Below are 24,591 nucleotides of genomic sequence, written 5' to 3' on the forward strand. Positions count from 1 at the left end.
GGTGGTCGCTGCCCTTATTGCGGCTTGGACATGTCCATGCCACCCATATCCGAGTGGCCGTCCTTTGCGGATGCATTCGCCCCGCCAGCACTGCTGACTGTAAACTCGACGTCCACCGATCCCGCCTTCTGGAAGGTCAGGGTGGCCTTGATCGTCTCCCCTTGCTTGAATGGCTGCGCGACGTCCATGAACATGATGTGGAAGCCGCCCGGCTTCAGTTCGACCGTCTGACCGGCGGGAATGACGAGCCCGCCCGCGACGGGGCGCATTGTCATCACGCCGTTGTTGACGCTCATCTGATGAACTTCGGTTTTTGCAGCCCGGTCGGATGTGATGCTGACGAGCCTGTCATCGGCCGAACCGGTGTTGGTCAGGTTCAGGTAGCCACCCCCGACCTTGGCACCCGGCACCATGGCTCGAGTGCGGGGGTGGCCGATGTCGATGGCACCCACCTTGATGTCATTGGCGGCAGCGATTGCAGCAAACAGACCGGCAAAGATCAGGCCTGTGATCAGTATGAGCAGTTTCTTCATAGGGTGCTCCTGGCAGGATCATCTCTCGCGACGATGCACGACGGCAGGGAGAAAAACATCCTTGCGAAATGGAAATTGGATGCGGGTGCGATTTGCTTCGGGCCGAACGGTACCTAAGCGCAGGTCAATGGCCGCTGTGACAGCATCGCGGCATGAGCCGAAATGCCGGCTCAAGCAAAGACAGTAGAGGCCGGAGGCGCCCTTGGACCGGTATTCGGGGGAAGGACCCGGCAGAAAGTCCCATCCACTTCGTAGGGCTGCATGGCAGCGGTCGCGATACGAGGACGTTTATCCCGATAATTGTCAGGGACTGGCAACAGGACCGACGCAGCGATCCGGCAAGCCTCACAACCCTGCGCTTGCTGCGCCTTGTCATGCTTGCTCGTCCCGTCTGCCTTGCCCGCGATGCAGATAACGGGAAGCGTGCCGTCGGGCAGAATATACTCTGCAAGTTCGGAGGGAACGAAGGCGCCTTTGGCAAAAGATGGCGTTTGATGGGCGAAGCCGACAAACAGCAGTGCAATGGCGCAGGTCATGCGCAACATCCACCGCATGATCATCGCGTTTCTTGCCTGCAACCGCTTCTCCTTCGCTGACGCGAATGCTCTTACGGAGCACAGCAATAGATCTCAATGCGGCAATTTGAAAGAGGCTCGAAGCGAGATAGCTTGCGTTATCGCAAACACGCGATGCCTGCACATTGAATGCGCAAGGCAAATTGTACATTGTCTGGATGAGCGAGCGCGGCACCGACTGCGATTTTTTTGGCGTCCGGCACGGGAGCGTGGAACATGTCTGATGGGGCCTGGGATTTCTGGATCGATCGCGGAGGCACTTTCACGGATATTATTGGGCGTGCCCCTGATGGCAGTTTGCATCCGCGAAAGCTTCTCTCCGAAAATCCGGAATCTTATCGCGATGCTGCGATCCACGGGATTCGCGGCCTGCTCGGTCTCGAGACGACGGACAAGATACCGTCCGATCGCATTGGCGACATTCGCATGGGGACGACCGTTGCGACCAACGCGCTTCTGGAACGCAAGGGTGACAGGGTCCTCTTATTGATCACCAAGGGATTTCGCGACGCGCTTCGGATTGCCTACCAGGCACGCCCCGACATTTTCGCCAAGGAGATCATTCTGCCGGAACAGCTCTATGAGCAGGTCGTGGAAGTCCACGAACGGATTCGCGTGGATGGTTCGATCGAGGTGCCGCTCGAGACGAGCGCTGTAGAGCAGGCAATTGCCAGAGCAAGGATTGATGGGATTGATGCGGTCGCGATCGTGTTCATGCACTCCTACAAATATCCGCAGCACGAAAAAGTGGTCGCGGATCTCTGCCGGGCAGCGGGATTCAAACAGATTTCGGTGAGCCACGAGGTCTCGCCGCTGCTCAAGCTGGTCGGCCGGGGCGATACGACGGTCGTGGACGCCTATCTCTCGCCCATTCTATCTCGCTACGTTCAGCAGGTGGCGGACGAGCTGGGAGTAGAGCATGCCGAAAGAACGTCGACGCGCCTCAACTTCATGATGTCATCGGGGGGGCTGACCGCCGCCCATATGTTTCAGGGCAAAGATGCACTCCTTTCGGGGCCGGCTGGCGGTGTGGTCGGTATGGTGGAGACCGCAAAACTTGCCGGGTTCCACAAGGTTATCGGCTTTGACATGGGGGGCACCTCAACGGACGTAGCCCACTATGATGGCGAGTACGAACGCGTCTTCGATACCGAAGTTGCAGGTGTTCGAGTGAGGGCGCCGATGATGCGCATTCATACCGTCGCTGCCGGCGGCGGCTCCATCCTTCATTTTGAGACAGGTCGGTTCCGCGTCGGTCCCGATTCGGCGGGCGCCAATCCCGGACCCGCCTGCTATCGTCGTGGCGGGGAATTGGCGGTGACGGACGCCAACGTCATGCTCGGAAAACTGCAGCCGGATCTGTTTCCCGCAATCTTCGGGCCGGCCCAGAACGAACCACTCGATATCGAGGCCGTGCGCGAGAAGTTCGAGGCAATGTCCGCGCAAGCCGCCAGCGGACACAGCCCGGAGAGCGTCGCGGAAGGCTTCATAAAGATCGCGGTCGAGAACATGGCCAACGCTATCAAGAAGATCTCGGTACAGCGTGGCTACGACGTGACAGGCTACCTCTTGAACTGCTTCGGTGGTGCGGGTGGGCAACACGCCTGCCTCGTTGCCGATGCCCTCGGCATGTCGATGGTGTTGGTTCACCCGTTTTCCGGTCTGCTGTCTGCTTACGGCATGGGCTTGTCATCGATCTTCGCATCCCGTCAGCAAGCGTTCATTAAGCCTCTTTCGGAAGCGTCGCTCCCAGAGCTTGACCGGCTGATCGCCTCTTTGAGTGCCGGGGTTGGCGAAGAGCTGGAGACACAAGGCATACCAGCCGACAACGTTGACTTCAGATCCGTCCTGGACCTTCGTTACGAAGGTACGGACACCACGCTGCCCGTCAATTTTAACCACGGCTCGATAGGCGAGGCGCTGGTCGATTTTGAACGGGCGCACACCGCGCATTTTGGTTTCGTCTACGACGGTAAGGCGATTGTCATCGAATCCGTCGCCGTCGAGGGGACTGACCGATCCGCCCAAAGGCATCAGGAAGACGACTTGCAGGCGGTTGCAGCGGGCACTCGTGCTTCTGAGAGCCGGCGCGTCTTTTTCGACGGCGCTTGGCGTGATACCAGCGTCTTCAAGCGTGACGATCTCCCACCCGGTAGTCAGGCACCTGGTCCGGCGCTCATTATCGAAGCCAATCAGACGATCGTCATCGAGCCCGGATGGCAGGCAGAGATCACGCCGAAGAACCACGTCCTGCTCCGCCGTGTTGAAAAGAAGAGGACAGCAGCCGCACTTGGGACGCAGGCTGATCCGATCATGCTGGAGATATTCAACAATCTCTTTATGTCGATTGCGGAACAGATGGGCCTCACGCTGCAAAACACCGCCTCTTCCGTGAATATCAAGGAACGGCTGGATTTCTCTTGCGCGGTTTTCGATCGAACCGGGGCGCTGGTAGCCAATGCACCGCATATGCCGGTGCACCTGGGCTCCATGGACCGATCGGTGGAGACGATCATCAGGTTGAACGAGGGACGAATCCACCCGGGCGATGTGTTCGCTCTTAACGCTCCTTACAACGGAGGCACGCATCTCCCGGACATAACGGTTGTCACGCCTGTCTTCGACGACACCGGCCGCGACATCCTGTTCTATGTTGCTTCCCGCGGACATCACGCCGATGTCGGAGGGACGGCACCGGGCTCGATGACCCCGCTTGCGACAACCGTCGATGAAGAGGGGGTACTTTTCGACAACTTCCAACTGGTCGAACGCGGCCGCTTTCGCGAGGCGGAGCTCTACGATCTCCTGACGAAACATCGGTATCCGGCGCGCAATCCGCACCAGAACATGGCGGATATAAGGGCGCAGATCGCCTCGAATGAAAAGGGTGTGGCGGAGTTGCGCCGGATGGTTGCCCATTTCGGCCTTTCAGTGGTCGAGGCCTATATGGGTCACGTTCAGGACAATGCGGCCGAAAGTGTGCGCCGTGTTATCGATCGCTTGCCGGAGACCGCTCAATACGACTACCCCACCGACACAGGACAGGTGATCAAGGTCAACATCTCGGTCGACCGCGAGAAGCGCGAGGCCACTGTGGATTTCACCGGAACCTCGCACGTAGAGCTGAACAACTTCAATGCGCCGGAACCGGTCACTCGCGCCGCAGTTCTCTACGCATTTCGTGTGATGGTCGAAGCCAGCATCCCGATGAACGCTGGCTGCCTGCGGCCGATCAACATCATCATCCCCGACGGCTCTATGTTAAAGCCGGCCTATCCCGCCGCGGTGGTTGCCGGGAATGTCGAGACGTCCCAGCATGTGACCAATGCGCTCTTCGGTGCTATGGGGTCGATGGCCAATGCGCAGGGGACAATGAACAATCTGACGTTCGGCAATGCAAAATACCAATATTACGAGACGATCTGCTCGGGTTCGCCGGCGGGTCGGATGAACGACGGCCGCGGCTTTGCTGGAACGGCAGGCGTCCATACCCACATGACGAATTCCAGGCTGACGGATCCCGAGGTGCTCGAACTCCGATTCCCTGTTCTGCTGGAAGACTTCCACATCAGGGAGGGTTCGGGTGGAAAGGGCAGATGGAGCGCCGGCGACGGCACCGAGCGCACCATTCGATTTCTGGAGCGGATGGAATGCGCCATCCTGTCGTCCCACCGCAACCGCCCGCCCCGGGGCATCAATGGAGGGGAGGACGGCAGGGTCGGGTCAACGAGTGTCCACCGACTGGACGGTCGTCGCGAAATACTCAAGGCTAGCGACCAGACGGTGATCGAGGCGGGGGAGGCCGTGACTGTCACCACACCAACCTCGGGTGGGTTTGGAGCGTGAGATGGCCACCTCGGCTGCATTGATCACCAAGGGACGTTCGACGAAATGTGCTCGATTGCGCATCGATCACGGTGTTTGGCGCCGTGATCTCGCTCGGCCCCGGAAACGTGATGAGATCCTCGGTTTCATCAGTCACCGACAGATGAGCGGTGACACCAAGCGCTGTCAAAGTGCAAAGTGAAGTGAGCTTGATGCTGTTGCAGGCAGACATGCTCTCGTCCGGACGAATCGGACCTCGTGCGACAGGGCGTCGGTTAACTAACCGTCACGCGGGAGTGCCGAGATTGATGCCGGGTTCCAGCGGGCGCTCATTCGCGCTGAACTCGCACCGAAGGCAAGCGACAGCATGATGGCCGTCCGGTAGCAGCGGACGAGAACCACGCCGACAAACGCAAGCATGCGAGCTCTCAATCCATCCAGCCGGTCTGACGCTGCAATCCGGAACATCTCAGCCGCAGGCGACAGCGCGATGGCTGCCGTGCGCATGATCCACCGTGGCCACCAGCCCCGCATCGAGCGAATGCGCGCAAAATCGTGAGCGGTATGTCGTTGCCACTTGCGTGCGAGTTCGGAGAAAGTCTTTCGAGCCGGGTGGAAGACGATCATTTCAGGACAGTATCGCGTTTGGTATCCCTTGCTTAGTGCCCGCTGCCCCCAGTCACGATCTTCGGCGATGTCGATCCCGCCAAATGGGCCAACTGCGGCAAACACTCTGGCACGCATGGCCAGATTTCCGGTCCCGGTGAAGCCTTGCTTTGCTATGTATTCCTTCATTCTGTAGGCGAACACGGTCTCGTAAGCCTCCAGAAGCGTCGGACGCTCCGAATTTTCGTAGCTGATACGCACGTCGCCGCCAAGAATGTTCAGGCTTCTATCCGTCTCGAATTGCCGTTCGATCTCGGCTAGCCAGTGACTGTCGGCAGTGCAGTCGGCATCGATGAAGGCGAGAATATCGCCAGTAGCATGCGATACGCCGCGGTTGCGCGCCGGACCGGGGCCTGGCACCGGCTCGGACAAGAGGCTTGTTCCCGGGTAGGCGGCGCAAGCATTCACCGGCAGTTCTTTCGAACCATTGTCGACGACAATCAGTTCAAACGGCTGCCGCAGGCCAGTTTGGGATGTCAGCGACGCCAGGCACGACCGCAGCAATTCTGGTTGATCAAGATGCGGTATAATGACGCTGATCATTGACGTCCAAGCTCCTGCGAAACATTGTTCGGTAGGCGCCGAGATAGCGACGGGCCTCCGCCGTCCACCGAAACTCGCGCTCGGCAACCGCGCGCCCGACTGATGCCATTTCAGAGCACCGTTCCGGATCGTCGACCAATTCGAGGATACCGTCGGCCAGTGCTCGCGGCGAGTGCTCCCGCACGACGATGGCTGCATTCCCGGCATCGCGTATCGCCTGCCGCAGATTGAATTGAACAATTGGCAAGCCGAGCATCATGTATTCGAAAACCTTGTTCATTGAGAGCTTGTCGTTGAACTCGTTCGGCGGGTCGGGGATGACACCCACGTCCAGAGCTGACAAATGCGCCATTAGTGGCTGACCGCTGAGGTAGCCGCTGAAGCGAAGAACATGACCGAGGCCCAATTCGGCCGCCATCGCTCGCAGTCGAGGCAGTTCGGGCCCATCACCAATGATGAGACCATGAATGTCGTCGCGCTTGCGCACGTGCACAATCTCTGCCAGCGCGCGCACAAGAGAATCTACCCCGTCCTGCTCACCCATGATGCCGATGTAGCCGATGAGGCGTTTACCGGGTACGACCAAGGACGGGTCTGCAATCGTGCGATGAAAACGGGAAGCTTCCGGATAGCTCTTGACCACCACCACGCGGTCCGGCGCCATGCCACCGCGTGAGATCGCGATATCACGGAAGGTCTCATTGGTTGCAATGCTGGCATCCGCCATTCGGAATGTCTGTCTCTCGAAGAAACAAAGAAGACGGTAGAAGAGATCCTTCCGTCCAAACTTGGTCACATAAAGTTCGGGGCTAAGGTCGTGATGGTCGAAGACGAAGCGCGTGCCAAAGAGGACCTTGTGAACAAGCGCGACGAGAAACATCAGGTCTGGAGGATTGCAGGCTTGGATCGCATCGATTGATTGGCGGCGGCGCACGCGAAAAGACAGGCGTAACTGATGGAAGAGCGCCGTCCCATATTCCCGAAGATAACCCGCGGCCGATTTGGCCTCGCGAAGCGGATGCCGATATATATGCACACCGTTGATGACTTCGTAGCTTTTGTCATAGCCCTTACCCTGCGGGCATATCACGGACACCTCGTAGCCCGCTTCCGTCAACGCTTGTGCTTCCTGCCATACTCGTCGGTCGAAGGGGACTGGTAAGTTCTCGACCAAGATCAGAATGTGATGATTCTTAGAAATGGCGGCCTCCCGTGGTGTCTCGAGACAGGGTGTGGCCGAATACTAGGGGCGGTTGGCAGAAATTCTCTAGATACCAAACAGGATAAGCGGTTGAACTTTGGTCGGCTGATCGTCAGCCATAAGGATATCTATTAATACGTGCGGCTATACTTGTAAAAGTTGGTCTCGATTTGCTTTTTCTCTGTGGGGATATAGGGAATTTGTCGAAAGTGACGGTTGCCTTTCAAAATAGCGACAGGACTGTCGCAGTGGTTCCCATCACCACTGCCGATGTGGATGACGTCGCAAGTTTCCTTCACAACGAACTGAATGGTCGGCTTACCGCCGGAGTTTGGGCCGAGGCCATTCGACCGACTTGGCCGAGTGCGTCTCCAAATCATGGTTTTATGCTGGTTCGCGGCCAGAGCATCGTTGGCGCGTATGTCGCATTCTACTCGCAACGGAGTGTGGCCGGACAGAGCGAGAATTTTTGCAACCTGGCTGCCTGGTGTGTGCAGGATGCGTATCGATCGCATGGATTGAGGTTGCTGAAGGCGTTGCTCGACCAACCCGGCTACACGTTCACCGATCTCTCTCCCAGTGGCAACGTCGTTCCGCTGAATCGCCGGCTGAAATTCCAGCAGCTCGATACGACGGCTACACTCGCGGCTAATCTGCCTTGGCCGAGGTGGGGGAGTGGCGTACGCATCATCGACCATCACGCGTCAATCGAAACCTATCTCGATGTTCGCGATCTTCAAATATACAGGGACCATAAACGCGCGCCTGCAGCACATCATCTCGCCGTCATCAAGGGCGATCGATGCTGCTACGTGATGTTCCGCAAGGATACGCGCAAGGGCTTGCGCCTCTTCGCTTCGATCTTGCACGTGGGGGATGTAAAGCTATTTTCCGAAGTCGCCTGGCATGTTCGCAGCTATCTGCTGACACGTTTTGGCCTGGCGGTCACGATTGTCGAGAACCGTTTTGTCAGCGCTCCGCCGATGCTGTCGGTTCCGCTCAAATCGCCGCGTCCGAAGATGATCCTGAGCAGTCGGGTATCGCCGAGCGAGGTCGATTACCTCTACAGCGAACTTACCTGCGTCCCTTGGTAGTAAGGAGTTTGAGGGCCGACATGCTGTCACCTGTAAAAGTCAATCTATCCGATTTGCTTCGCAACGGTGCGGCTCGCCACGGCTCCGCGCCCGCGCTTACCTTTAAGAGCTCGACCCTCAGCTATAGGCAATTGTGGGAATACGTGGCGGGTTTTGCGGCGACCCTCAGTGCCCTTGAGACTGGACGTGGGGACCGGGTGGCGGTGCTTCTCGACAAACGCGTCGAAACGGTTGTGACAATATTCGGGACGGCTGCTGCGCAGTGCACAACAGTGCCGATCAATCCCTTGCTGAGGCCTCAGCAGGTCGCCCATATTCTCGCCGACTGCGATGTACGGGTGCTGGTCACATCCCCTGACCGCCTGGAGCAACTGCGAGAGTTCGTCACCGCAGGGAGCGCGCTTGAGCATGTCGTCCTTGTAGACGGGCCCACTGGCGGCGATGCGAATGCAGGCGAGGCCTGGCACACGCATTCCTGGGCCGACCGGGTTTGCCCCGGCGAAGAGACTGGAGGACCAGCTTCGGCAGGTGTCGACTGCGATATTGCGGCTATTTTGTACACCTCAGGAAGTACCGGGAAGCCAAAGGGCGTCGTTCTCAGTCACCGAAATATGATTGTTGGTGCCGAGAGTGTAAGTCACTACCTTGGCAACGGACCTCACGATACGATCCTGTCGGTCCTGCCATTGAGTTTTGACGCCGGGCTTAGCCAGTTGACGACAGCCTTCAATTCTGGGGCTCACGTCGTGCTCATGAACTACTTGCTGCCCGGCGACGTTGTGCGCCTGTGCGAAAAGCATAATGTAACGGGCATCACGGGTGTTCCACCGTTTTGGATACAGGTCTGCGAGCTTCACTGGCCTGCGGAGGTCGCCGCGCGATTGCGCTACTTCGCAAACACGGGCGGCAGGATGCCGAAGGCTACGCTGGACCGACTTCGTGCCTCCTTTCCGAATGCTCTTCCCTATCTGATGTATGGATTGACGGAGGCGTTCAGATCAACCTATCTCGACCCCTTAGAAATCGATCGTCGACCGGATTCCATCGGCAAGGCCATCCCGAATGCCGAGATCCTTGTCGTGCGACCCGATGGAACCCTTTGCGGCCCCAACGAACCTGGTGAGCTGGTTCACCGAGGCCCTTTGGTGGCCTTGGGATACTGGAACGATCCCGCACGCACGAGCGAGCGGTTTCGCCCCTTGCCCGGCACAGGCGCCGGCTGGCGGCAGCCGGAATTGGCCGTGTTCTCCGGAGATACGGTTATCCGTGATCAAGAGGGGTTCCTGTATTTCGTTGGCCGGCGCGATGAAATGATCAAGACCTCGGGTTACCGCGTCAGCCCGACCGAGATCGAGGAGGTCGCCTATGCTACTGGCCTGGCGCGCGACGCGGTTGCCATGGGCATCGACGATCAGGCCCTCGGGCAGCGCATCGTTCTCGTTGCCAGTCCGGTTGCCGAAACGCTGGACGTTAGTGCCTTGCTGACGGCGTTCAGACGTCAGCTGCCGCAATACATGGTGCCTTCGAAAGTCGTCGAAATGGCTTCAATACCAACCAATCCTAACGGCAAGTTTGACCGTGCACTCTTGAGGGAGCAATTGGGTCGATGAGCTTACATCCCTCCATTGGCATGTTCGATGTTGCCGAGGACATCCTGGCGGTTGGCGGCATGCGCCTTGACCGTTTGGCCGAGCGTGTCGGGACAACACCGTTTTTCGCATATGACCGTCGCCTGATCAACGCGCGCGTTTCCTACCTTCGCTCTGTCTTGCCGAGGGATGTAAAGCTCAGTTACGCGGTCAAAGCCAACCCGATGCCTGCGCTGGTTCAGCACATGGCCGGGCTTGTTGACTCCTTCGACGTAGCCTCGGCGTACGAAATGAAAACGGCGCTGGATACAGTCGTGCCGCCAGCCAGGATCAGTTTTGCCGGTCCCGGCAAAACATCGCAGGAGCTTTCCCAGGCCGTGGCCGCCGGTGTGACCATCGAAATGGAATCTGCCGGCGAGGCAACGCGTATCCTGGAGGTGGGAAACCGCCTCGGGATTCGGCCGCGAGTCGCCTTGCGGGTTAACCCGGATTACCAGGTCAAGGGCTCTGGCATGAAGATGGGCGGTGGCCCTCAACAGTTCGGTATTGATGCAGAGCAAGTGCCGGCCCTGCTTCGCCATTTTGCAGGCACCGACCTCGACTTTGTCGGTTTCCACGTCTTCGCAGGGTCTCAGAACCTACACGCCGATATTCTTTGCGATGCCCTGTCTCACAATGTCGGACTGTTGCTCTCGCTTGCCGATGCGTGTGGCTTTCATGTGCGCTACCTCAATCTCGGGGGAGGCTTTGGAATTCCTTATTTCGAGAAGGATCAGCCACTTGACCTCCTGCCAATCGGACAGAGGCTGAACGACCTTGTTGAAGGCGCAATTCGCCCGGTTCTTCCGGACGCCCGCGTGGTGATAGAGCTCGGACGGTACCTCGTTGGCGAGGCCGGAATCTATGTCACGCGCGTCATCGACCGAAAGGTGTCGCGCGGCCGGACCTATCTGGTCGTCGATGGCGGACTTCACCATCAGTTGGCGGCCTCCGGGAACTTTGGTCAGGTCATCCGGCGAAATTATCCGCTGGTGATCGGCAACAGAATGGGCGGGCAGGACTGTGAGACGGTGTCAGTGGTCGGCTGCCTTTGCACGCCGCTCGACCTGCTCGGGGACAATGTATGTTTGCCTTCGGCAGAAGTCGGCGATCTGGTCGTCATTTTCCAGGCTGGCGCCTATGGCTTGACGGCGAGCCCGACAGCATTTCTAGGTCATCCGCTGCCGCCGGAGATCCTTGTTTAAACAGCTTAAAACCCACTCTACTTCTAGCAAACGGTGAGGCGTCATGAATTCGTCAACATTCGAATCGGTCAAGGATGTGATCGCAGATACCCTTGGAATCGCAGATCGGGCACGCATCGCGGAAGCCTCCACGCCATTGTTCGGCAATATCCCTGAGCTCGATTCGTTCGCGGTTCTAAGCTTAGCGGCAGCCCTGGAGGCTAGATTCGGATTCCAGATCGATGACGAGGATTTCACCGGCGAGATTTTCGAAACAGTCGGTTCGCTCGCTGCGTTCATCGACCGCCATCGAACGCATTGATATTATCACCTGAGGGGCGGGAGACCGGCGGGGTAACTATGGATACTGTTGAAACATCCTTAGATAGGGACGGGCTTGCCGTCGTCATCGTCACTTACAACAGTGCCGAAGCGTTGCCAGCTTTGCTTGACTCGCTGACGGATGGGCTTCGTGGCATCGAGCGCTTCCAGATCATTGTCGCCGACAATAATTCGCGGGATGGCTCCGCGGACCTTGCTGCAGCCCATCCCATTGGAGCGCGCGTGATCCGCATGGGATGGAATGCCGGCTATGCCGCGGCGATCAATGCAGCGGCTGCAACCGTTCGCCAGGACGTCAGCCTGCTCATTCTCAATCCAGATCTTCGACTGTATCCAGACGCGGCAAAACCACTCTTCGAGCATCTGGCGAGCCCGGGCGTGGGCGTGGTCGTTCCCATCAATTACAAGGAGGATGGCAGCGTCGACCCTACACTGCGTCGCGAACCTTCGGTTCTGTCCGCCTGGGCGGAGGCGGTTCTGGGCGGAACTTTGGCAGCAAGGGTCGGCTGGGGAGAAGTCGTTGATTTATCAACGCTCTACGATAGGTGCGGAGAAGCCGAATGGGCGACCGGATCGGCGCTTCTCATATCCGCGCAAGCACGCAAGCTCGTTGGTGAATGGGACGAATCCTTCTTTCTCTATAGCGAGGAAGTCGACTATCAACGACGGGTGCGAGAGGCTGGTCTTTCGATTGTCTTCGAACCGCGGGCCAAGGTCATGCATGCCTGTGGTGGTAGCGGCAGCTGCCCGCGCTTGTTCGCCCTGATGATTGCCAACCGAATTCGTTACTATCGCCGACATCATGGACGCTTGAAAGGCGCCGTCTTTGCTTCGGGCATAGCCTTTGGGCAGATGCTACGATGCTGGCGCGGATCAACTCATCGCGCCGGCCTCGGTGGCGCATTGCGGCCATCCGGGGCGTTATCGCATTTCCGTGCGACGGCGCCAGCCTAACTTGGAGGGGTCCATGAAACGCCGGATCTTGACATTCCACGGGATTGGTGAACCGGAGCGAGTTCTCGATCACGGAGAAGCGGATTACTGGATCAGTCTTGACAGGTTCTGCGATATCCTGGATCGCGTCAGTCACCACGTCGATCGAGATAAGTTCCTGATTACGTTTGATGACGGCAATCTGTCCGATCTTCGTCTTGCAGCGCCCGAACTGTGCCGGCGGGATCTGGGCGCGGAATTTTTCGTGCTGACGGGCCGGTTCGATAAGACAGGTTCACTCGACCGAAACGACGTCAGATGCCTTCTGAAGATGGGCATGCGTATAGGAAGTCATGGAATCGACCATCGTGATTGGTCCAGTCTGCCGGATTTCGAGTTGACACGGGAACTGGGGCAGTCGAAACGTCTGCTTGAGGAGATCTGCGGCCATCGTTTGCACTCGGCTTCAATCCCGTTTGGTCGCTATAACCGTGCAACACTGGCAAAGCTGCGCGCGTGCGGTTACGAAACTGCTTATTCGAGTGACGGCGGCGATACCACGCTCGGCCGATTTCTGCAGGCTCGCACATCGATACGACGCAACATGACGGATGCGATGATTGAACAGATTCTAGACGGTTACCTACCCGCTGGGAGGCGACTTCGCAGGGCTGTGCGAATGATCAAGATGATGTCCAAGGGAGTCGTGTAGCTCTGTTGATCGTCGAGCTTCCGGGCAGAGCCGAGAACGGGTCAACTTGCAGCTGGCAAGTTGATAAGTTGATCATCACTCGTTGTGGCGATCCTCTCAAGTGTCATATAATCTGCGGCCCTCACCGAAGGCTTACGTTGAATCAGTTGCTCCGTCGATACAAGTCGTCAGACAGTCCTAGCCGCGCAACGAAATTATAGCCTAAATTGACGATCAGAGACCGCAATTGCGGGTCACCCCCAACAATGGCGTTATTCTCGACCAGAAGGTGGTCTGGACGGATTAAGGAAAAGTCGATCCCAGCCAGAACCGATCGCTCCGCGCCTTCTACGTCGATCATCAAAATATCGATATGAGTTTCGGGTGTCAGATGCTTCGTGAGTGGGGCTGTCGGCACCTTGTACTTCTTGCTCCCGTACATATCAACGTCTTCCTGCCGGACATAGGAAGCAAACGCCGATAACTGATGTTCCCAGCCCTCCTTCGCGAGGATTTCGACGAAGTCCTCTTCGCCGGCAGAACTTGATATCGCAACCTGCAATAGTGGATTGGAGCGGGTACAGCTCCATTCCTGCTGGAAAGTCCCAAGTGGCTCAAAGGACACCCCTTTCCAGCCTCGGCTTTCCAAGAACTTACTATTGCTGTTCAGCGCTGGGTGGTTTGCACCAATCTCGACATAAAAGCCGGAAGGTCTGCGGGCAAGGACGTGGTTCCAAAGATAGTAATCCTGCCCAAACTGCGACGAGTAGCCTCGGCTTCGAAGATTAGCCAATTTTGCCGAAGAATAGTTTACGAATGCCGCTGCTGGGTGCTTCCGCCCCATTTGCAAACGCTCTGAGTTAGACTTCAACGCCTGATACGCAGATTTTCCTAACCCGTAGACGCCAGGAATATTAATCAGGGCACGCTTGCCTAATGGCCTAAGTTTCTCAAGCATAGGTTCCGCCATTGTATAATATATTCGTTCACTTTTAGTTTTTTTATTAAAGAAGGAAAACTTGCCTTGAGTCAATATAGTATCGTGGCAAGGCATTTCTCAAATGAGGCGTGAGACTTAGTAAAGACGATTGAAATTACTTCGGTCTGGCAAAAGAAAAACTATTCCGCTGACCCCCAGCCGACAATCCGGCGCGCGAAGGCGTCGATGACGAAGGTCACGTAGACGAAGCCCTGCCAAGTGGCCACATAGGTGAAATCGGAAACCCGGAGCCTGTTCGGCGCAGGAGCCTTGAACTGGCGGTTCACTCGATCGGGCGGGCTGGGAGCCGTCTTGTCCGGGACCGTCAGTGCTGACCGGCTGCGCCGCATGATACCCTGAAGTCCCATCGATCGCATGAGCCGGGCGACGGTGCAGCGAGCTATATCGAAGCCTTCCCGCTTCAATTGCCGCCAGACCTTGCGCACGCCGTAGACGCGGAAGTTCGCCTCGAACACACGGCGTATCTCGATCTTCAAGGCAATATCGCTGCGGGCGCGGAGCGACAACCGGTCCACGTCCAGGTGTTTGGCAACGTTCTCGTAGTAGGTTGATGGCGCAAGCGGCAGCAGTCTGCAGATCAGCGGAGATCATCGTTTCAATGGGCGGTCGAGCTCCGCCATCGCGAAATAAGCAGACGCTCTGCGCAGTATCTCATTGGCCTGCTGAAGCTCGCGGTTCTCCCGCTCCAGAGCCTTCATCTTCTCGACCACGTCGGTTGGGAGTCCGGGCCGGGAACCATCGTCCACTTCAGCCTTCTTCACCATTCATAAAGCGTCTGCGCTGTGCCGATCTCGGCGGCAGTCGAGGAGACCGCTGCCCTTTGCGAGGAATATTCGCCTTGGTGATCCAAAACCATCCGCACTGCTCGGGCGCGGATTTCCGGTGAAAATTTGCTTGTTGTCTTGCTCATGTCGGCTCCACTTTCTCAGAAGTTGGAGCCTCCGGCAAACCCGGCGCGATTCAAAACTGAGCGCGAACAGACGAAATCAAACGTATTGTTCTCGAAGGACATACGTTCGGCGTCCATTTTAGCGCTAAGTCATTATTTTCCCTTTCTGTGAGCGGTTCCTTTTTTCTGTGGCTGAATGTAAGTTACGCATTTCGATTGAGGGCTCATTGCTGAGACAATATAACCTCGCTGACCGTCTGGAGGCTGGCGTTTGCACTGACCGCCCTATTGCATGCGGTTTGCTCCTCATGAGATCCGGAAACCAAGCGCCACTGCCGAGCAAGAAACAAAACCAGACGTATGAAGCGGCCCAGAAGTGAACCGTCGTTCCAACGATGAAGTACGTGATTAAGCATATGAGATAACCGGTGCGGTAGCGTTCTAACCTCTCGTCAGTGCTTTTTCGAGCGACGCGGGCAACTAAGAGTGTGCAAGCTGCCACCAGAAATCCGAGTGCTGGAAGGCCGTACCGCATAGCGGTGAGGAGCCAGAAATTGTCAACGCTATCCGGCATCCATGCGGGTCGTACCCAATTGCCAAGTCCTATGCCAAATAGCGGGTGATTGAGCACGGAAGCGGAGCCAAAGTCCCAAATTAGGATACGAAACCATGCGGTCTCCTTGTCGAACGTAAAGTGAGAGATGTAGAATCTGATCGCTCCCTGGTTGGAACCAAACTGAAGGCAAAGGAAACTGAGTAGGCTTATGCCTATCAAAAACTTCCAACGGACCGCATAAGCCTTAAAGACTCCGTTCCAAGATAATAGGAAAATCTGAAGAGCTAAGTTGGCCATAGGTGCTGAGGACATGGACGTGGCTGCTGTAAAGAAAACTGTGCCAGCCAATAGGAAGCGACTTAGTGGCGTCTTACCGGCAACCAAAAAGGCCAAGGTTAAAGTGCTGCTGCATATAGCTCCGAACAGTATGGAGTGCGAGAATGGCCCTTGCGCTCGCCAGAAGCCAAGGCGTGGCTCCATTGGTGCGCTTTCGACGGTTGGAAAGATTTCGCCGAACACCGAAAGGAGCGGCTTGCTGCCCGTTTTCCACTCGTATATCGCGAATGGCAGGAGCAATATCACAAGAGTCACGACCAGTTGCGTCATCGCGCCGAAGCTTCCCGCATCACGAATGTAACAGCGCGCAAGCAAATAGGCGCCCATCGTCTCGACAAAAAAAATTCCGGCGGGCTCAAGAGAGCCCCCGAGACCATGGGCATTAACGAGGCCAGCGATGCCCCAAAGACAATACATCAGTATACATCCGTCTTCAGCTCTTATCGGTCCTGCGCGGCCGCGCAGCCAACCGACAAAACACGGTATCACTATGATAAGGAGGACTATCCGGTACACGAATAGGTTGATCGGACCCACGGAGATAATCCAGGGTAAAACTAAACTGACCAGAAACAAACTAACAAGCAGCGGCGTTTTTCTGCGCGGCAAGCCAACGTACGGTTCACACCGATTCCCAGGGAGCCCGTTGAGGGCTTGCATCGGTGCTCGCGAACTGTCGACGGCTCCGACTGAAGAAAGTCTATTGATAGACCCCTCCTTCTTGAGATAACTCGACACCAGCCCACCTCTTGCATTTGTGGTTTCGTCAACGCTGCCGGCCACCGATCCACCTTGCCTGCCTGCACGCCAACTAGTCTCGCATATGTCGTCGTTTCGTGCGATTGACCATGGCTTCATCCAAACGGAGGAAATCGATTAGGCTGTTATGTCGAACGTAAACGCTCGTTTCCTTGCACGTTAAAGTTCGCTGCGGTGACTGCCCGGTTTTTGCCGGGTTTGGCGATCCAATCGGGCCGCTACCGCTTTAGGCAAGCTCGTCGATATCGGAGTCTTCGGTGCGCTGAGACAACTCGGGGGGGGACATGGTGCAGCCACGCTAGCCTGCTTTTGTCAATGTGCCTAACGGCACGCAACACCAGTCGAGGGAGGATCTAAATTGTCGATAGGTCTGGGAGCAGACGAGCGGCTTGGCAGGGTGACGGTCGGGCCGTAGCCTAGCCTCGTGACAAGGGCCGCCTTAAACGGTTGAGAAATCGAGTGAGCCGTAACAAGTGTGATGTCAGTACACGTCACGAAAGCGAAGATGCCGATGCGGCCCTCCTGAAATTTGAGGAAGGCGGCACGAGCACGGAAGAAATCGACGGGCACACGGTAGTGGGCGCGGCACGCTGTAAGGGGCGTGCGGAATATCGGAGAGACCCGTCTTGGGCGAGTCGCGGCCTCAATGACGTGCTTGGCGTGTCGGTTTGGAGTGGGAGCCGGAACGCGTCACATACTACTGTTGAGGACGGATATTCGGGTGAAATGAGAAATTGCCCCCAATTGCCTTATCCAGGAATGTTACCGACGTTTTGTGCGCTGAATGGTCGCTTTTCCTGCAGCGATGTGAGAAGCGCTTCAGCTAGCCTCCATCGAAAATGATCTGCCGGCTGTTTCGGTACGCCAAACTCTAACGGTCATTTGCGCCGTCCGCAGGTTTTCGTCGTGAAACGTGACGGATCGGCGCTCATCGTGAGGTTAGACTTGAGATCGACCGGGACGCCCGTGTTGGTCTCGTTTAGGAAGCTTCGTCCGAGAACCAAGATTCTACCCGTCGGAGGGGCCGGAGATCGGGGCGGGATTTGTCATCTGAGAGGCGCTCCGGGTCACTGAGTGCGTCTTGCCGTCCGTCGAGGATGCCAACTGGGAAGCCGAGGGCGAAGCGCTCAAGGCGTCGTTGATGGGCGGGGCGACTCTGCTAACCACAGTTCACGTCGATGAAGGCGTTTGAGGACTTCTTGACCTCGACACAGATCGGTGAACTCTTTCAGATCGTGGAAGGAGACGTCCACCTGTGTAGCTTTTAGGTTAGTGATGATGACCTAGTCTGTATCGTCGTGCGCGGCGATGATTATGCTGTTATGACGCCGTGGATCTTTGTTGTCATCGCTAGCTCCGTGTGTGGTGAACGCGGGCCTGTCGGTGATTTGCGGCTGAAAATGGGTCCGCGTCGCGCCGTTGGTTGTCATGACGGTGGAAGGCCATGAGGGTCCGCCCGGTTCCGTGCGATTGATGTATTTGCCGCTGACGAACCCACCCCTGTCAAAAAACTTGACAGTGCACCGAGCCCCGCTGGCTTCACATGCGGAAACGTCGAATTGAATCGCTTGTCGATATTTGCGAAACTGCCATAGCCCGCGCCTTGCCCTGGGCGTAAATTGAGGGTCGTGGTTAACCCCGCGCGGGCGCGCTGGCGCGCTCGTGGCGAACACCGATGCTACGAACACTGCAAATGTCTTGATTGTCCTCTCCGTCGCGAGGGTCGGCCAAATCGTTACGCTCGCCCCGGTTTGGCCGCCAAGAACCTAGATCCATCGCCCTCTTGATCACGGGCCAGATGAGGAGCCTGACATTCGGCGGATTATCTAAAAAGCTTGCTACCAGAAACTTCCTTGCGGTGGATCTTTTGCCAAGCTTTAAAAAGTATCGACTCGCACTGATCATCAACAATGATCGTTGAATCTTCAATGTTCTAAGTAGTGATCTGTTTTTTCTAAGTATACGTAGATACCCGATTAATTCTCTGCGAACATTCATGGATATGCTATCGGCTGAGATGAAGCCAAGGACGACCGGTTCAATATCCTCGTATATAGTCGTGTGCTGAGCCAGCCGGATCGCGAATTCCCAATCTTCATTGGCACTTGCGCACTCATCGAACCAATTCGTTCCGGGAAAGCAACCCCTTTGGAATAAAGCGTTTTGAACACTGATCCGGTTTTCCGTCAGAAGTCGGACTAGCTGATCCTCGCCTATGCGTAGCCGCCCCGCTGGCGGCGGCGCTTGCAACATGCGTGTAGGCCCGTAGTAAACAATTTTTGCTCCAGTCACGACTCGGACGTGCTCGGGTAGCGACGCAAGAAGTTGAAACTGCCGCTCGAGTTTGTTGGGAAGCCAAATATCGTCGCTGTCTTGAAAAGCTATGTAATCGCCTGTGGCATGGGTAAGGCCCGTATTCCGCGCAGCACCCGCGCCGCCATTTTGTGTTCGCCTTACATACTTGACCCGAGGATCGCCTACCCCCAGCACCACGCTTTCGATATCTTCGGATGAGGCATCGTCAACGACAATCAGTTCAAGGTCCTTATGTGATTGGATAAGGACGCTGTTCATCGCAGCGACTAAACTGTGACTTCTGTTATAGGTTGGAAGGATCACCGAGACAAAATTGGGCATAAAGGCTCCTGTGCGCAGTGCGGCATTCGCGGCCATGTTAGTCTTCCTTGGCTTGCAATGTAATTTGCCCAATAGGTGGTATGCGTCCTGATGACCTGGATTAAGTCCAACACGTCGTCTCCCCGTTTGATGGCAATAATGATTTTGTCTGAATCTGCCCTCCAGTCGAACGGGCGCGGTTCTGTTTGTGTAACAATGTCGGCCTTGGTGCCGCATCAAGGCAGCTGCGGTGCGCGCCCGAGGGGCGCACAAATCCACTGTGCTCAGGCCGTGGAACGTCTATGGGCGGACCAAGCATCAAATGGAGGGGGCCATTCACCAGATCGCGCTGCTGATAGCATGATCTGTTGAAGATTTCGATTTCGGCGCTTTTGAAGGGGGTTGTGGTTGGCAATTTCCATCGACGCTGCCAAACCAGCGGCGCGGACTGCTTCGCTAATCCGAGCGGCGGGGGAGGCTTCGAGCACGGACTTATACACGTCCAGTTGAAGGTCGACAGCTCGCTGCAATGCGAAGCGCCTGCTCACGAACGCTCTACCAAACTGGCCGAGTTCAAGGCGCCGTGCCGGATCGTCAATAAGTGGTTCGATTTGTCCCAACAGTCGATTGGGGCCAGGTGCGCCGTCTGCCAGTCCGTAGAAGCCTTGCCTCAAGAAGAGCTCACAACTGTTTTCGTCGAATGGCTCGGAGAATGCGTCTTCGCCTTGAACGATGATCGGGCGCCCTATGGCCAACGCTCGAAGTGCCGAGCTTCCCATGGCCACGACCAGATCGGCTGCCGCATAGGCGCGGCGTGGATCGGGATCGGCGCCGACGAGTGCCACTACTTTTCTTCCGTGGCGTCTGTTAACGTCATCCGCACGACATTGCAGCGCATCTCGGGCTGGTCCATCCCCCACCAGAATGAGTTTCACGCGATGTCTGCTTGCAAGCAGATCCACCGCGTCAATGCCTCTGACAAGTGCATCCAGCTTAAGATCGAGCGCCAGACGCGAGACGCTGACAATCAAGAATTCTTCGTCCTCCACGCTGTGTGCGGACCGAAACTCTCTTCCGCTGATTTGCGGGTTATCACGTTCGACGTCGATCGGCGGTTCAAGCACCCAGACATCTGCCCGATGACGCTTGCGTGCTTCCGCACCGAGGTCTGCCGTTCCCATAATTAACGGGACCGATGCGGGCACTTGTGGCATGACCTGCATGCTCAATACAGTGCAAAGTAGCGGAACGCGGAGAGCCAGACCGGCGCCAAAATACGAGTCGAGGCATGGCGGCCATTCGTACGCATGGATGAGATCAAGTCGTTCTCGGCGAGCTATCGCTGCGATTTGCGCGATTCGCGACGGCGCAGGCCGATACTTGAGGTCGTGAGCAGGCAAAAAGCGAAGCCCCTTTTCCTCGATGTAGTCAGCAAGGGGCCCGGGAATGCCGTAAATGATAACCTCGTGCCCTCTATCCGCAACGCCAGCAGCGAGATCAATCGCGTTTATTTGACTGCCACCAAGCGCCAAGTCGTGAGGATATACAAGAATACGCAATACACCCCTCCATTTAAGGCAATTTCAAGAGAATTTTCCAATCGCAGGCGTGGATATTCTATAATCATCAATGGAATATCAATATCAGAAATTCTGCAATTTTGTAGATGTAGTTGTAATACATTGGAAACGCGATAAATAATACGCTGACGCTACGACTTTTGGGTAGATTAAATACCGATTTTTGCTCGCTTTACTGGATGGTTGCAAAATTGTCTTCTGGTGCTCGGGGTAAATAGTGACGCGGCGGCGAAGATCATCCCCTGCTCACTGATCCTCTCATGTTACCGCGTTCATTTAGAGAGGCCTTAACGACATGATCGCACCAAGCGTCACCTTAGGGAACGGCGTCGTTATCCATCATCCTGATTTGGTAAATCTTTATGGTTGCTCCATTGGCGCCGGGACGCGCATTGGCACGTTTGTCGAAATACAGAAGAACGCCTCGATTGCAGAGAGCTGCAAAATCTCGAGCCATTCCTTCATATGTGAGGGTGTGACAATCGAAGATGGAGTGTTCGTCGGCCACGGGGTGATGTTCACCAACGATCTGCATCCACGGGCAGTCAACGTTGATGGTTCCCTCCAGTCCGACGCGGACTGGTTGGTCGTACCAACGTTGGTCAAGCGCTACGCATCGATTGGCAGCAATGCGACCATCGTCGCCGGCATAACGATTGGTGAAGGCGCTCAGATTGGCGCGGGCGCGGTGGTTACCAAGGACGTGCCTGCATACGCAATTGTTGCCGGCGTGCCGGCAAAGATTATCGGCCGCGCAAAGGATGCGCCAGTCGAAGTCATTTCATCCGGGAGAGCAAGATGATCGGGGTTGCCGTTGTCGGTTACGGGTATTGGGGGCCGAACCTGGTCCGGAATCTTGCAGAAACGCCGGGTGCAAAGCTTCTTTGGGTATGCGATCTCAAGAAGGATCGCCTCGCCGGCGTCCAGCTGCGCTACCCGACGGTCCAGATTACAGACGACTTCGACGAGGTCTTGCGTGATCCCCGGGTTGACGCCGTTGCGATCGCGACGCCCGTGTCGGCTCACTACATGCTGGCCATGAAAGCGCTGATGGCCGGCAAGCATGTGTTTGTCGAAAAGCCGATGGCGTCAACGTCCGAAGAAGCTCGCCGGATGGTGGAAGAGGCCGCGCGGCGTCGGCTCATTCTCGCGGTTGACCACACCTTCATTCATACAGGTGCGGTGCGCAAGATGCGGGAAATCATCGAGAATGGTCTCGGAGACATCTATTACTACGATTCCGTGCGCGTGAATCTCGGCCTCTTCCAGCATGATGTCAGCGTCGTCTGGGATCTCGCAGTCCATGACCTGTCAATCATGGATTACGTGCTGCCGGAAAAGCCGGTGGCGGTCTCGGCAACGGGCATGGGCCATGTTGCCGGTGAGCCCGAAAACATCGCCTATCTGACGCTCTTCTTCGAAAGCAAGCTGATCGCCCACATCCACGTCAACTGGCTGGCGCCGGTCAAAGTGCGCCGCACGCTGATCGGCGGTAGCAGCAAGATGATCGTCTATGACGATCTGGAGCCGAGCGAGAAGATCAAGGTCTATGACAAGGGCATCACACTCAACGGCAATCCGCAGGCCGATGGCAAGAAGGTCCACGACATGCGCGTCGGCTATCGCACCGGAGATATGTACGCCCCACAACTTGATATGACGGAAGCGCTTGGACGTGAGCTCAAGCAGTTTGTCGATTGTGTCATGACAAACGGCCAGCCGATCGCCGACGGTCATGCGGGACTTCGCGTGGTGCGCATTCTCGAGGCTGCCACCCAGTCGCTTGCCCAGCGCGGACGTGTCATCGAACTCGAGCCTGCGAGGCTGATTGCATGATCCCCCTTCTCGATCTCAAGGCTCAGTACGCCGCCATCAGAAGCGAGGTTGAACCCGCAGTCCTGCGCGTGCTGGCGTCGGGCCACTATGTGCTTGGTGAAGAAGTTGCTCGCTTCGAAGAGGAGTTTGCGGCCTATTGCGATGCCAGGCATGCGATCGCCGTCAACACCGGCACAAGCGCTTTGCATCTTGCGTTGCTCGCCGCGGGCGTTGGCCCGGGCGACGAGGTCATTACCGTTTCCTTCAGCTTCGTCGCGACCGCATCCGCGGTCTGCTATACCGGCGCCCGCCCGGTCTTCGTTGATGTCGAACCGGTAACGCTCACAATGGATCCGGCCAAGCTTGAAGCAGCAATAACGCCTCGGACCAAGGCCATAATGCCTGTCCATCTCTATGGGCAGATGGCCGACATGGACGCCATCAAGGCGATTGCTGACAGGCACGGAATTCCTGTCATCGAAGACGCCTGCCAAGCCCATGGTGCAGAATACAAGCAACGCCGTGCGGGAAGTATCGGCGTGTCTGGCTGTTTCAGCTTCTACCCCGGCAAGAACCTCGGGGCCTGTGGCGAGGGCGGCATCGTCGTCACCAACGACGACGAACACGCCAAGACGATCAGGATGCTGCGGGACTGGGGCCAGGAGCAGCGCTATCACCATGCCCTGAAGGGCTACAACTATCGCATGGATGAAATCCAGGGCGCGATCCTGCGCGTCAAACTTCGGCACCTCGAGGCCTGGACCGAAGCACGCCGGGCTCGTGCCAACCGCTACTCCGGCCTTTTGGCCAGCTCGCGCTCGGTCAGAGCCCCCGTTGCGATGATGGATCGGCGCCATGTCTACCATGTCTACGCCGTGCGCTCGCGCGACCGTGAGCATCTCCAGCACTCGTTGCGGTCGGCGGGCATTCATACCGGCCTCCATTATCCGATCCCGATCCACCTTCAAAAGGCGCATGCTGATCTCGGCTATCGTGCCGGAGATTTCCCGATCTCGGAGGCCGCAGCACGTGAGGTGCTCTCGCTGCCGATCTATCCGGAGCTGACATTGACGCAAGTCGATCAGATTGCAGCTGCTGTGGAGCAGGAAGCCTATGTCAGCTGACCCCGTCACCGGCGTGCGTCTTGTCCTGGCCGTGCATGGGCGTCAGCAAAGCTCCGTGGATCCTGATTATGTCGTTCATCTGGCCGAGGAACTGACCCGATCCTATGGGACCGCGGGCCTTGTCGAACTCTACGCGCGCTTCGCGACGGGCGACGGTTTCGTCGACAGTTTCATGCGCAAGACAATCTGGAGAAGCCTGGCGCGCGCCTGTGGCGACGGCTTGCAAGTCGGTAGCGGAGCCGGTTTCAAGCACCCGGAGACCTTCGAAATCGGCAACGGGGTGTTTATCGGCGCTCAAGCCTACATTCAGGGCAGATTCGACGGCACTTGTCGGATCGGAAACAACGTCTGGATCGGCCCGCAGGCCTATTTTGATGCACGTGATCTCGTCCTTGAGGATCATGTTGGATGGGGTCCGGGCGCGAAGGTCCTCGGTTCAAGCCATACTGCGATGCCGGTCGACATGCCCATCATCCGCACCGATCTGGAAATCAAGCCGGTCCGCATCGGCGCATGGGCAGACATCGGCACCAATGCCACCATTCTCCCCGGCGTGACCGTCGGCAAAGGCGCAATTGTCGGCGCTGGCGCCGTGGTCGTTGACGACGTCGCTCCCTTCTCAGTTGTTGCGGGCATTCCTGCAAAATTCCTCCGCTGGCGAACGGATCAGGATTCAAGCGGACCAAATTCGGAGTGTTAGA

General features: G+C 57.0%; 18 protein-coding genes and 1 pseudogene. 11 read left to right on the forward strand and 8 right to left on the reverse strand.

Going from position 1 to position 24,591, the window contains the following annotated elements; all coding sequences use genetic code 11:
* Positions 1–14: 14 nt before the first annotated feature.
* Both IB244_RS18095 and IB244_RS18100 read right to left on the reverse strand, forming a co-directional pair.
* The gene (locus tag IB244_RS18095; protein ID WP_192305014.1) at positions 15–533 is read right to left on the reverse strand and encodes a copper chaperone PCu(A)C; all 519 of its coding nucleotides are present in this window, start codon (positions 531–533) and stop codon (positions 15–17) included.
* 170 nt (positions 534–703) lie between these two features.
* Positions 704–1,111 carry a hypothetical protein gene (locus tag IB244_RS18100; RefSeq protein WP_246734440.1) on the reverse strand — a complete coding sequence of 136 codons (408 nt, stop codon included), beginning with the start codon at positions 1,109–1,111 and terminating at the stop codon, positions 704–706.
* A gap of 213 nt (positions 1,112–1,324) precedes the next feature.
* Between IB244_RS18100 and IB244_RS18105 the strand changes: the two genes are divergently transcribed.
* Entirely contained in the window at positions 1,325–4,954 is a 3,630-nt protein-coding gene (locus IB244_RS18105; RefSeq protein WP_192305016.1) for a hydantoinase B/oxoprolinase family protein, read from the forward strand.
* A gap of 258 nt (positions 4,955–5,212) precedes the next feature.
* Here IB244_RS18105 and IB244_RS18110 read toward each other — a convergent pair whose 3' ends face one another.
* Positions 5,213–6,142: a glycosyltransferase family 2 protein gene (locus IB244_RS18110; RefSeq protein ID WP_192305018.1), complete on the reverse strand. Its 930-nt coding sequence runs from the start codon at positions 6,140–6,142 to the stop codon at positions 5,213–5,215.
* Positions 6,114–7,316 (reverse strand): glycosyltransferase family 4 protein, encoded by a 1,203-nt coding sequence (locus tag IB244_RS18115; protein WP_210334288.1) that lies wholly within the window; start codon positions 7,314–7,316, stop codon positions 6,114–6,116. The genes IB244_RS18110 and IB244_RS18115 overlap by 29 nt, the downstream gene beginning before the upstream one ends.
* A gap of 551 nt (positions 7,317–7,867) precedes the next feature.
* Between IB244_RS18115 and IB244_RS32245 the strand changes: the two genes are divergently transcribed.
* Genes IB244_RS32245 through IB244_RS18145 form a run of 6 tightly spaced genes read left to right on the forward strand, consistent with a single transcriptional unit; the run spans position 7,868 to position 13,236 of the window.
* Positions 7,868–8,437 carry a hypothetical protein gene (locus IB244_RS32245; protein WP_246734442.1) on the forward strand — a complete coding sequence of 190 codons (570 nt, stop codon included), beginning with the start codon at positions 7,868–7,870 and terminating at the stop codon, positions 8,435–8,437.
* Between the two features lie 20 nt (positions 8,438–8,457).
* Positions 8,458–10,047 carry an acyl-CoA ligase (AMP-forming), exosortase A system-associated gene (locus IB244_RS18125; protein WP_192305020.1) on the forward strand — a complete coding sequence of 530 codons (1,590 nt, stop codon included), beginning with the start codon at positions 8,458–8,460 and terminating at the stop codon, positions 10,045–10,047.
* Positions 10,044–11,270, forward strand: a complete 1,227-nt coding sequence (locus tag IB244_RS18130) for a pyridoxal-dependent decarboxylase, exosortase A system-associated (RefSeq protein ID WP_192305022.1) — start codon at positions 10,044–10,046, stop codon at positions 11,268–11,270. Before IB244_RS18125 ends, IB244_RS18130 begins: the two co-directional genes overlap by 4 nt.
* A gap of 43 nt (positions 11,271–11,313) precedes the next feature.
* Complete coding sequence (locus IB244_RS18135) at positions 11,314–11,571, forward strand: acyl carrier protein (RefSeq protein WP_112644882.1); 258 nt, start codon at positions 11,314–11,316, stop codon at positions 11,569–11,571.
* Between the two features lie 38 nt (positions 11,572–11,609).
* Positions 11,610–12,545, forward strand: a complete 936-nt coding sequence (locus IB244_RS18140; RefSeq protein WP_192305024.1) for a glycosyltransferase family 2 protein — start codon at positions 11,610–11,612, stop codon at positions 12,543–12,545.
* 13 nt (positions 12,546–12,558) lie between these two features.
* Positions 12,559–13,236, forward strand: a complete 678-nt coding sequence (locus IB244_RS18145) for a polysaccharide deacetylase family protein (RefSeq protein ID WP_192305026.1) — start codon at positions 12,559–12,561, stop codon at positions 13,234–13,236.
* Positions 13,237–13,378: 142 nt separating this feature from the next.
* Here IB244_RS18145 and IB244_RS18150 read toward each other — a convergent pair whose 3' ends face one another.
* The 4 genes and pseudogenes from IB244_RS18150 to IB244_RS18165 all read right to left on the reverse strand — a co-directional run bounded on the left by IB244_RS18150 (position 13,379) and on the right by IB244_RS18165 (position 20,930).
* Positions 13,379–14,173, reverse strand: a complete 795-nt coding sequence (locus IB244_RS18150; RefSeq protein ID WP_192305028.1) for an FkbM family methyltransferase — start codon at positions 14,171–14,173, stop codon at positions 13,379–13,381.
* Between the two features lie 176 nt (positions 14,174–14,349).
* A pseudogene (locus IB244_RS33135) lies at positions 14,350–15,125 on the reverse strand (IS3 family transposase); the annotation flags it as partial.
* Between the two features lie 3,262 nt (positions 15,126–18,387).
* Positions 18,388–19,428 (reverse strand): glycosyltransferase family 2 protein, encoded by a 1,041-nt coding sequence (locus IB244_RS18160; protein ID WP_246734446.1) that lies wholly within the window; start codon positions 19,426–19,428, stop codon positions 18,388–18,390.
* 227 nt (positions 19,429–19,655) lie between these two features.
* The gene (locus tag IB244_RS18165) at positions 19,656–20,930 is read right to left on the reverse strand and encodes a glycosyltransferase family 4 protein (protein ID WP_192305030.1); all 1,275 of its coding nucleotides are present in this window, start codon (positions 20,928–20,930) and stop codon (positions 19,656–19,658) included.
* 316 nt (positions 20,931–21,246) lie between these two features.
* Between IB244_RS18165 and IB244_RS18170 the strand changes: the two genes are divergently transcribed.
* From IB244_RS18170 to IB244_RS18185, 4 genes are read left to right on the forward strand one after another with little or no spacing between them, the layout of a single operon-like run.
* Positions 21,247–21,753: an acyltransferase gene (locus IB244_RS18170; RefSeq protein ID WP_192305032.1), complete on the forward strand. Its 507-nt coding sequence runs from the start codon at positions 21,247–21,249 to the stop codon at positions 21,751–21,753.
* Positions 21,750–22,787, forward strand: coding sequence for a Gfo/Idh/MocA family protein (locus IB244_RS18175; protein ID WP_192305034.1), 1,038 nt, complete (start codon positions 21,750–21,752; stop codon positions 22,785–22,787). The genes IB244_RS18170 and IB244_RS18175 overlap by 4 nt, the downstream gene beginning before the upstream one ends.
* Positions 22,784–23,890, forward strand: a complete 1,107-nt coding sequence (locus tag IB244_RS18180; protein WP_192305036.1) for a DegT/DnrJ/EryC1/StrS family aminotransferase — start codon at positions 22,784–22,786, stop codon at positions 23,888–23,890. The genes IB244_RS18175 and IB244_RS18180 overlap by 4 nt, the downstream gene beginning before the upstream one ends.
* Positions 23,880–24,590 carry an acyltransferase gene (locus IB244_RS18185; protein ID WP_192305038.1) on the forward strand — a complete coding sequence of 237 codons (711 nt, stop codon included), beginning with the start codon at positions 23,880–23,882 and terminating at the stop codon, positions 24,588–24,590. The genes IB244_RS18180 and IB244_RS18185 overlap by 11 nt, the downstream gene beginning before the upstream one ends.
* The last annotated feature ends 1 nt before the right edge of the window (position 24,591 follow it).

Source organism: Rhizobium sp. RHZ02, from assembly GCF_014851575.1.
Classification (GTDB): Bacteria; Pseudomonadota; Alphaproteobacteria; order Rhizobiales; family Rhizobiaceae; genus Rhizobium; species Rhizobium altiplani.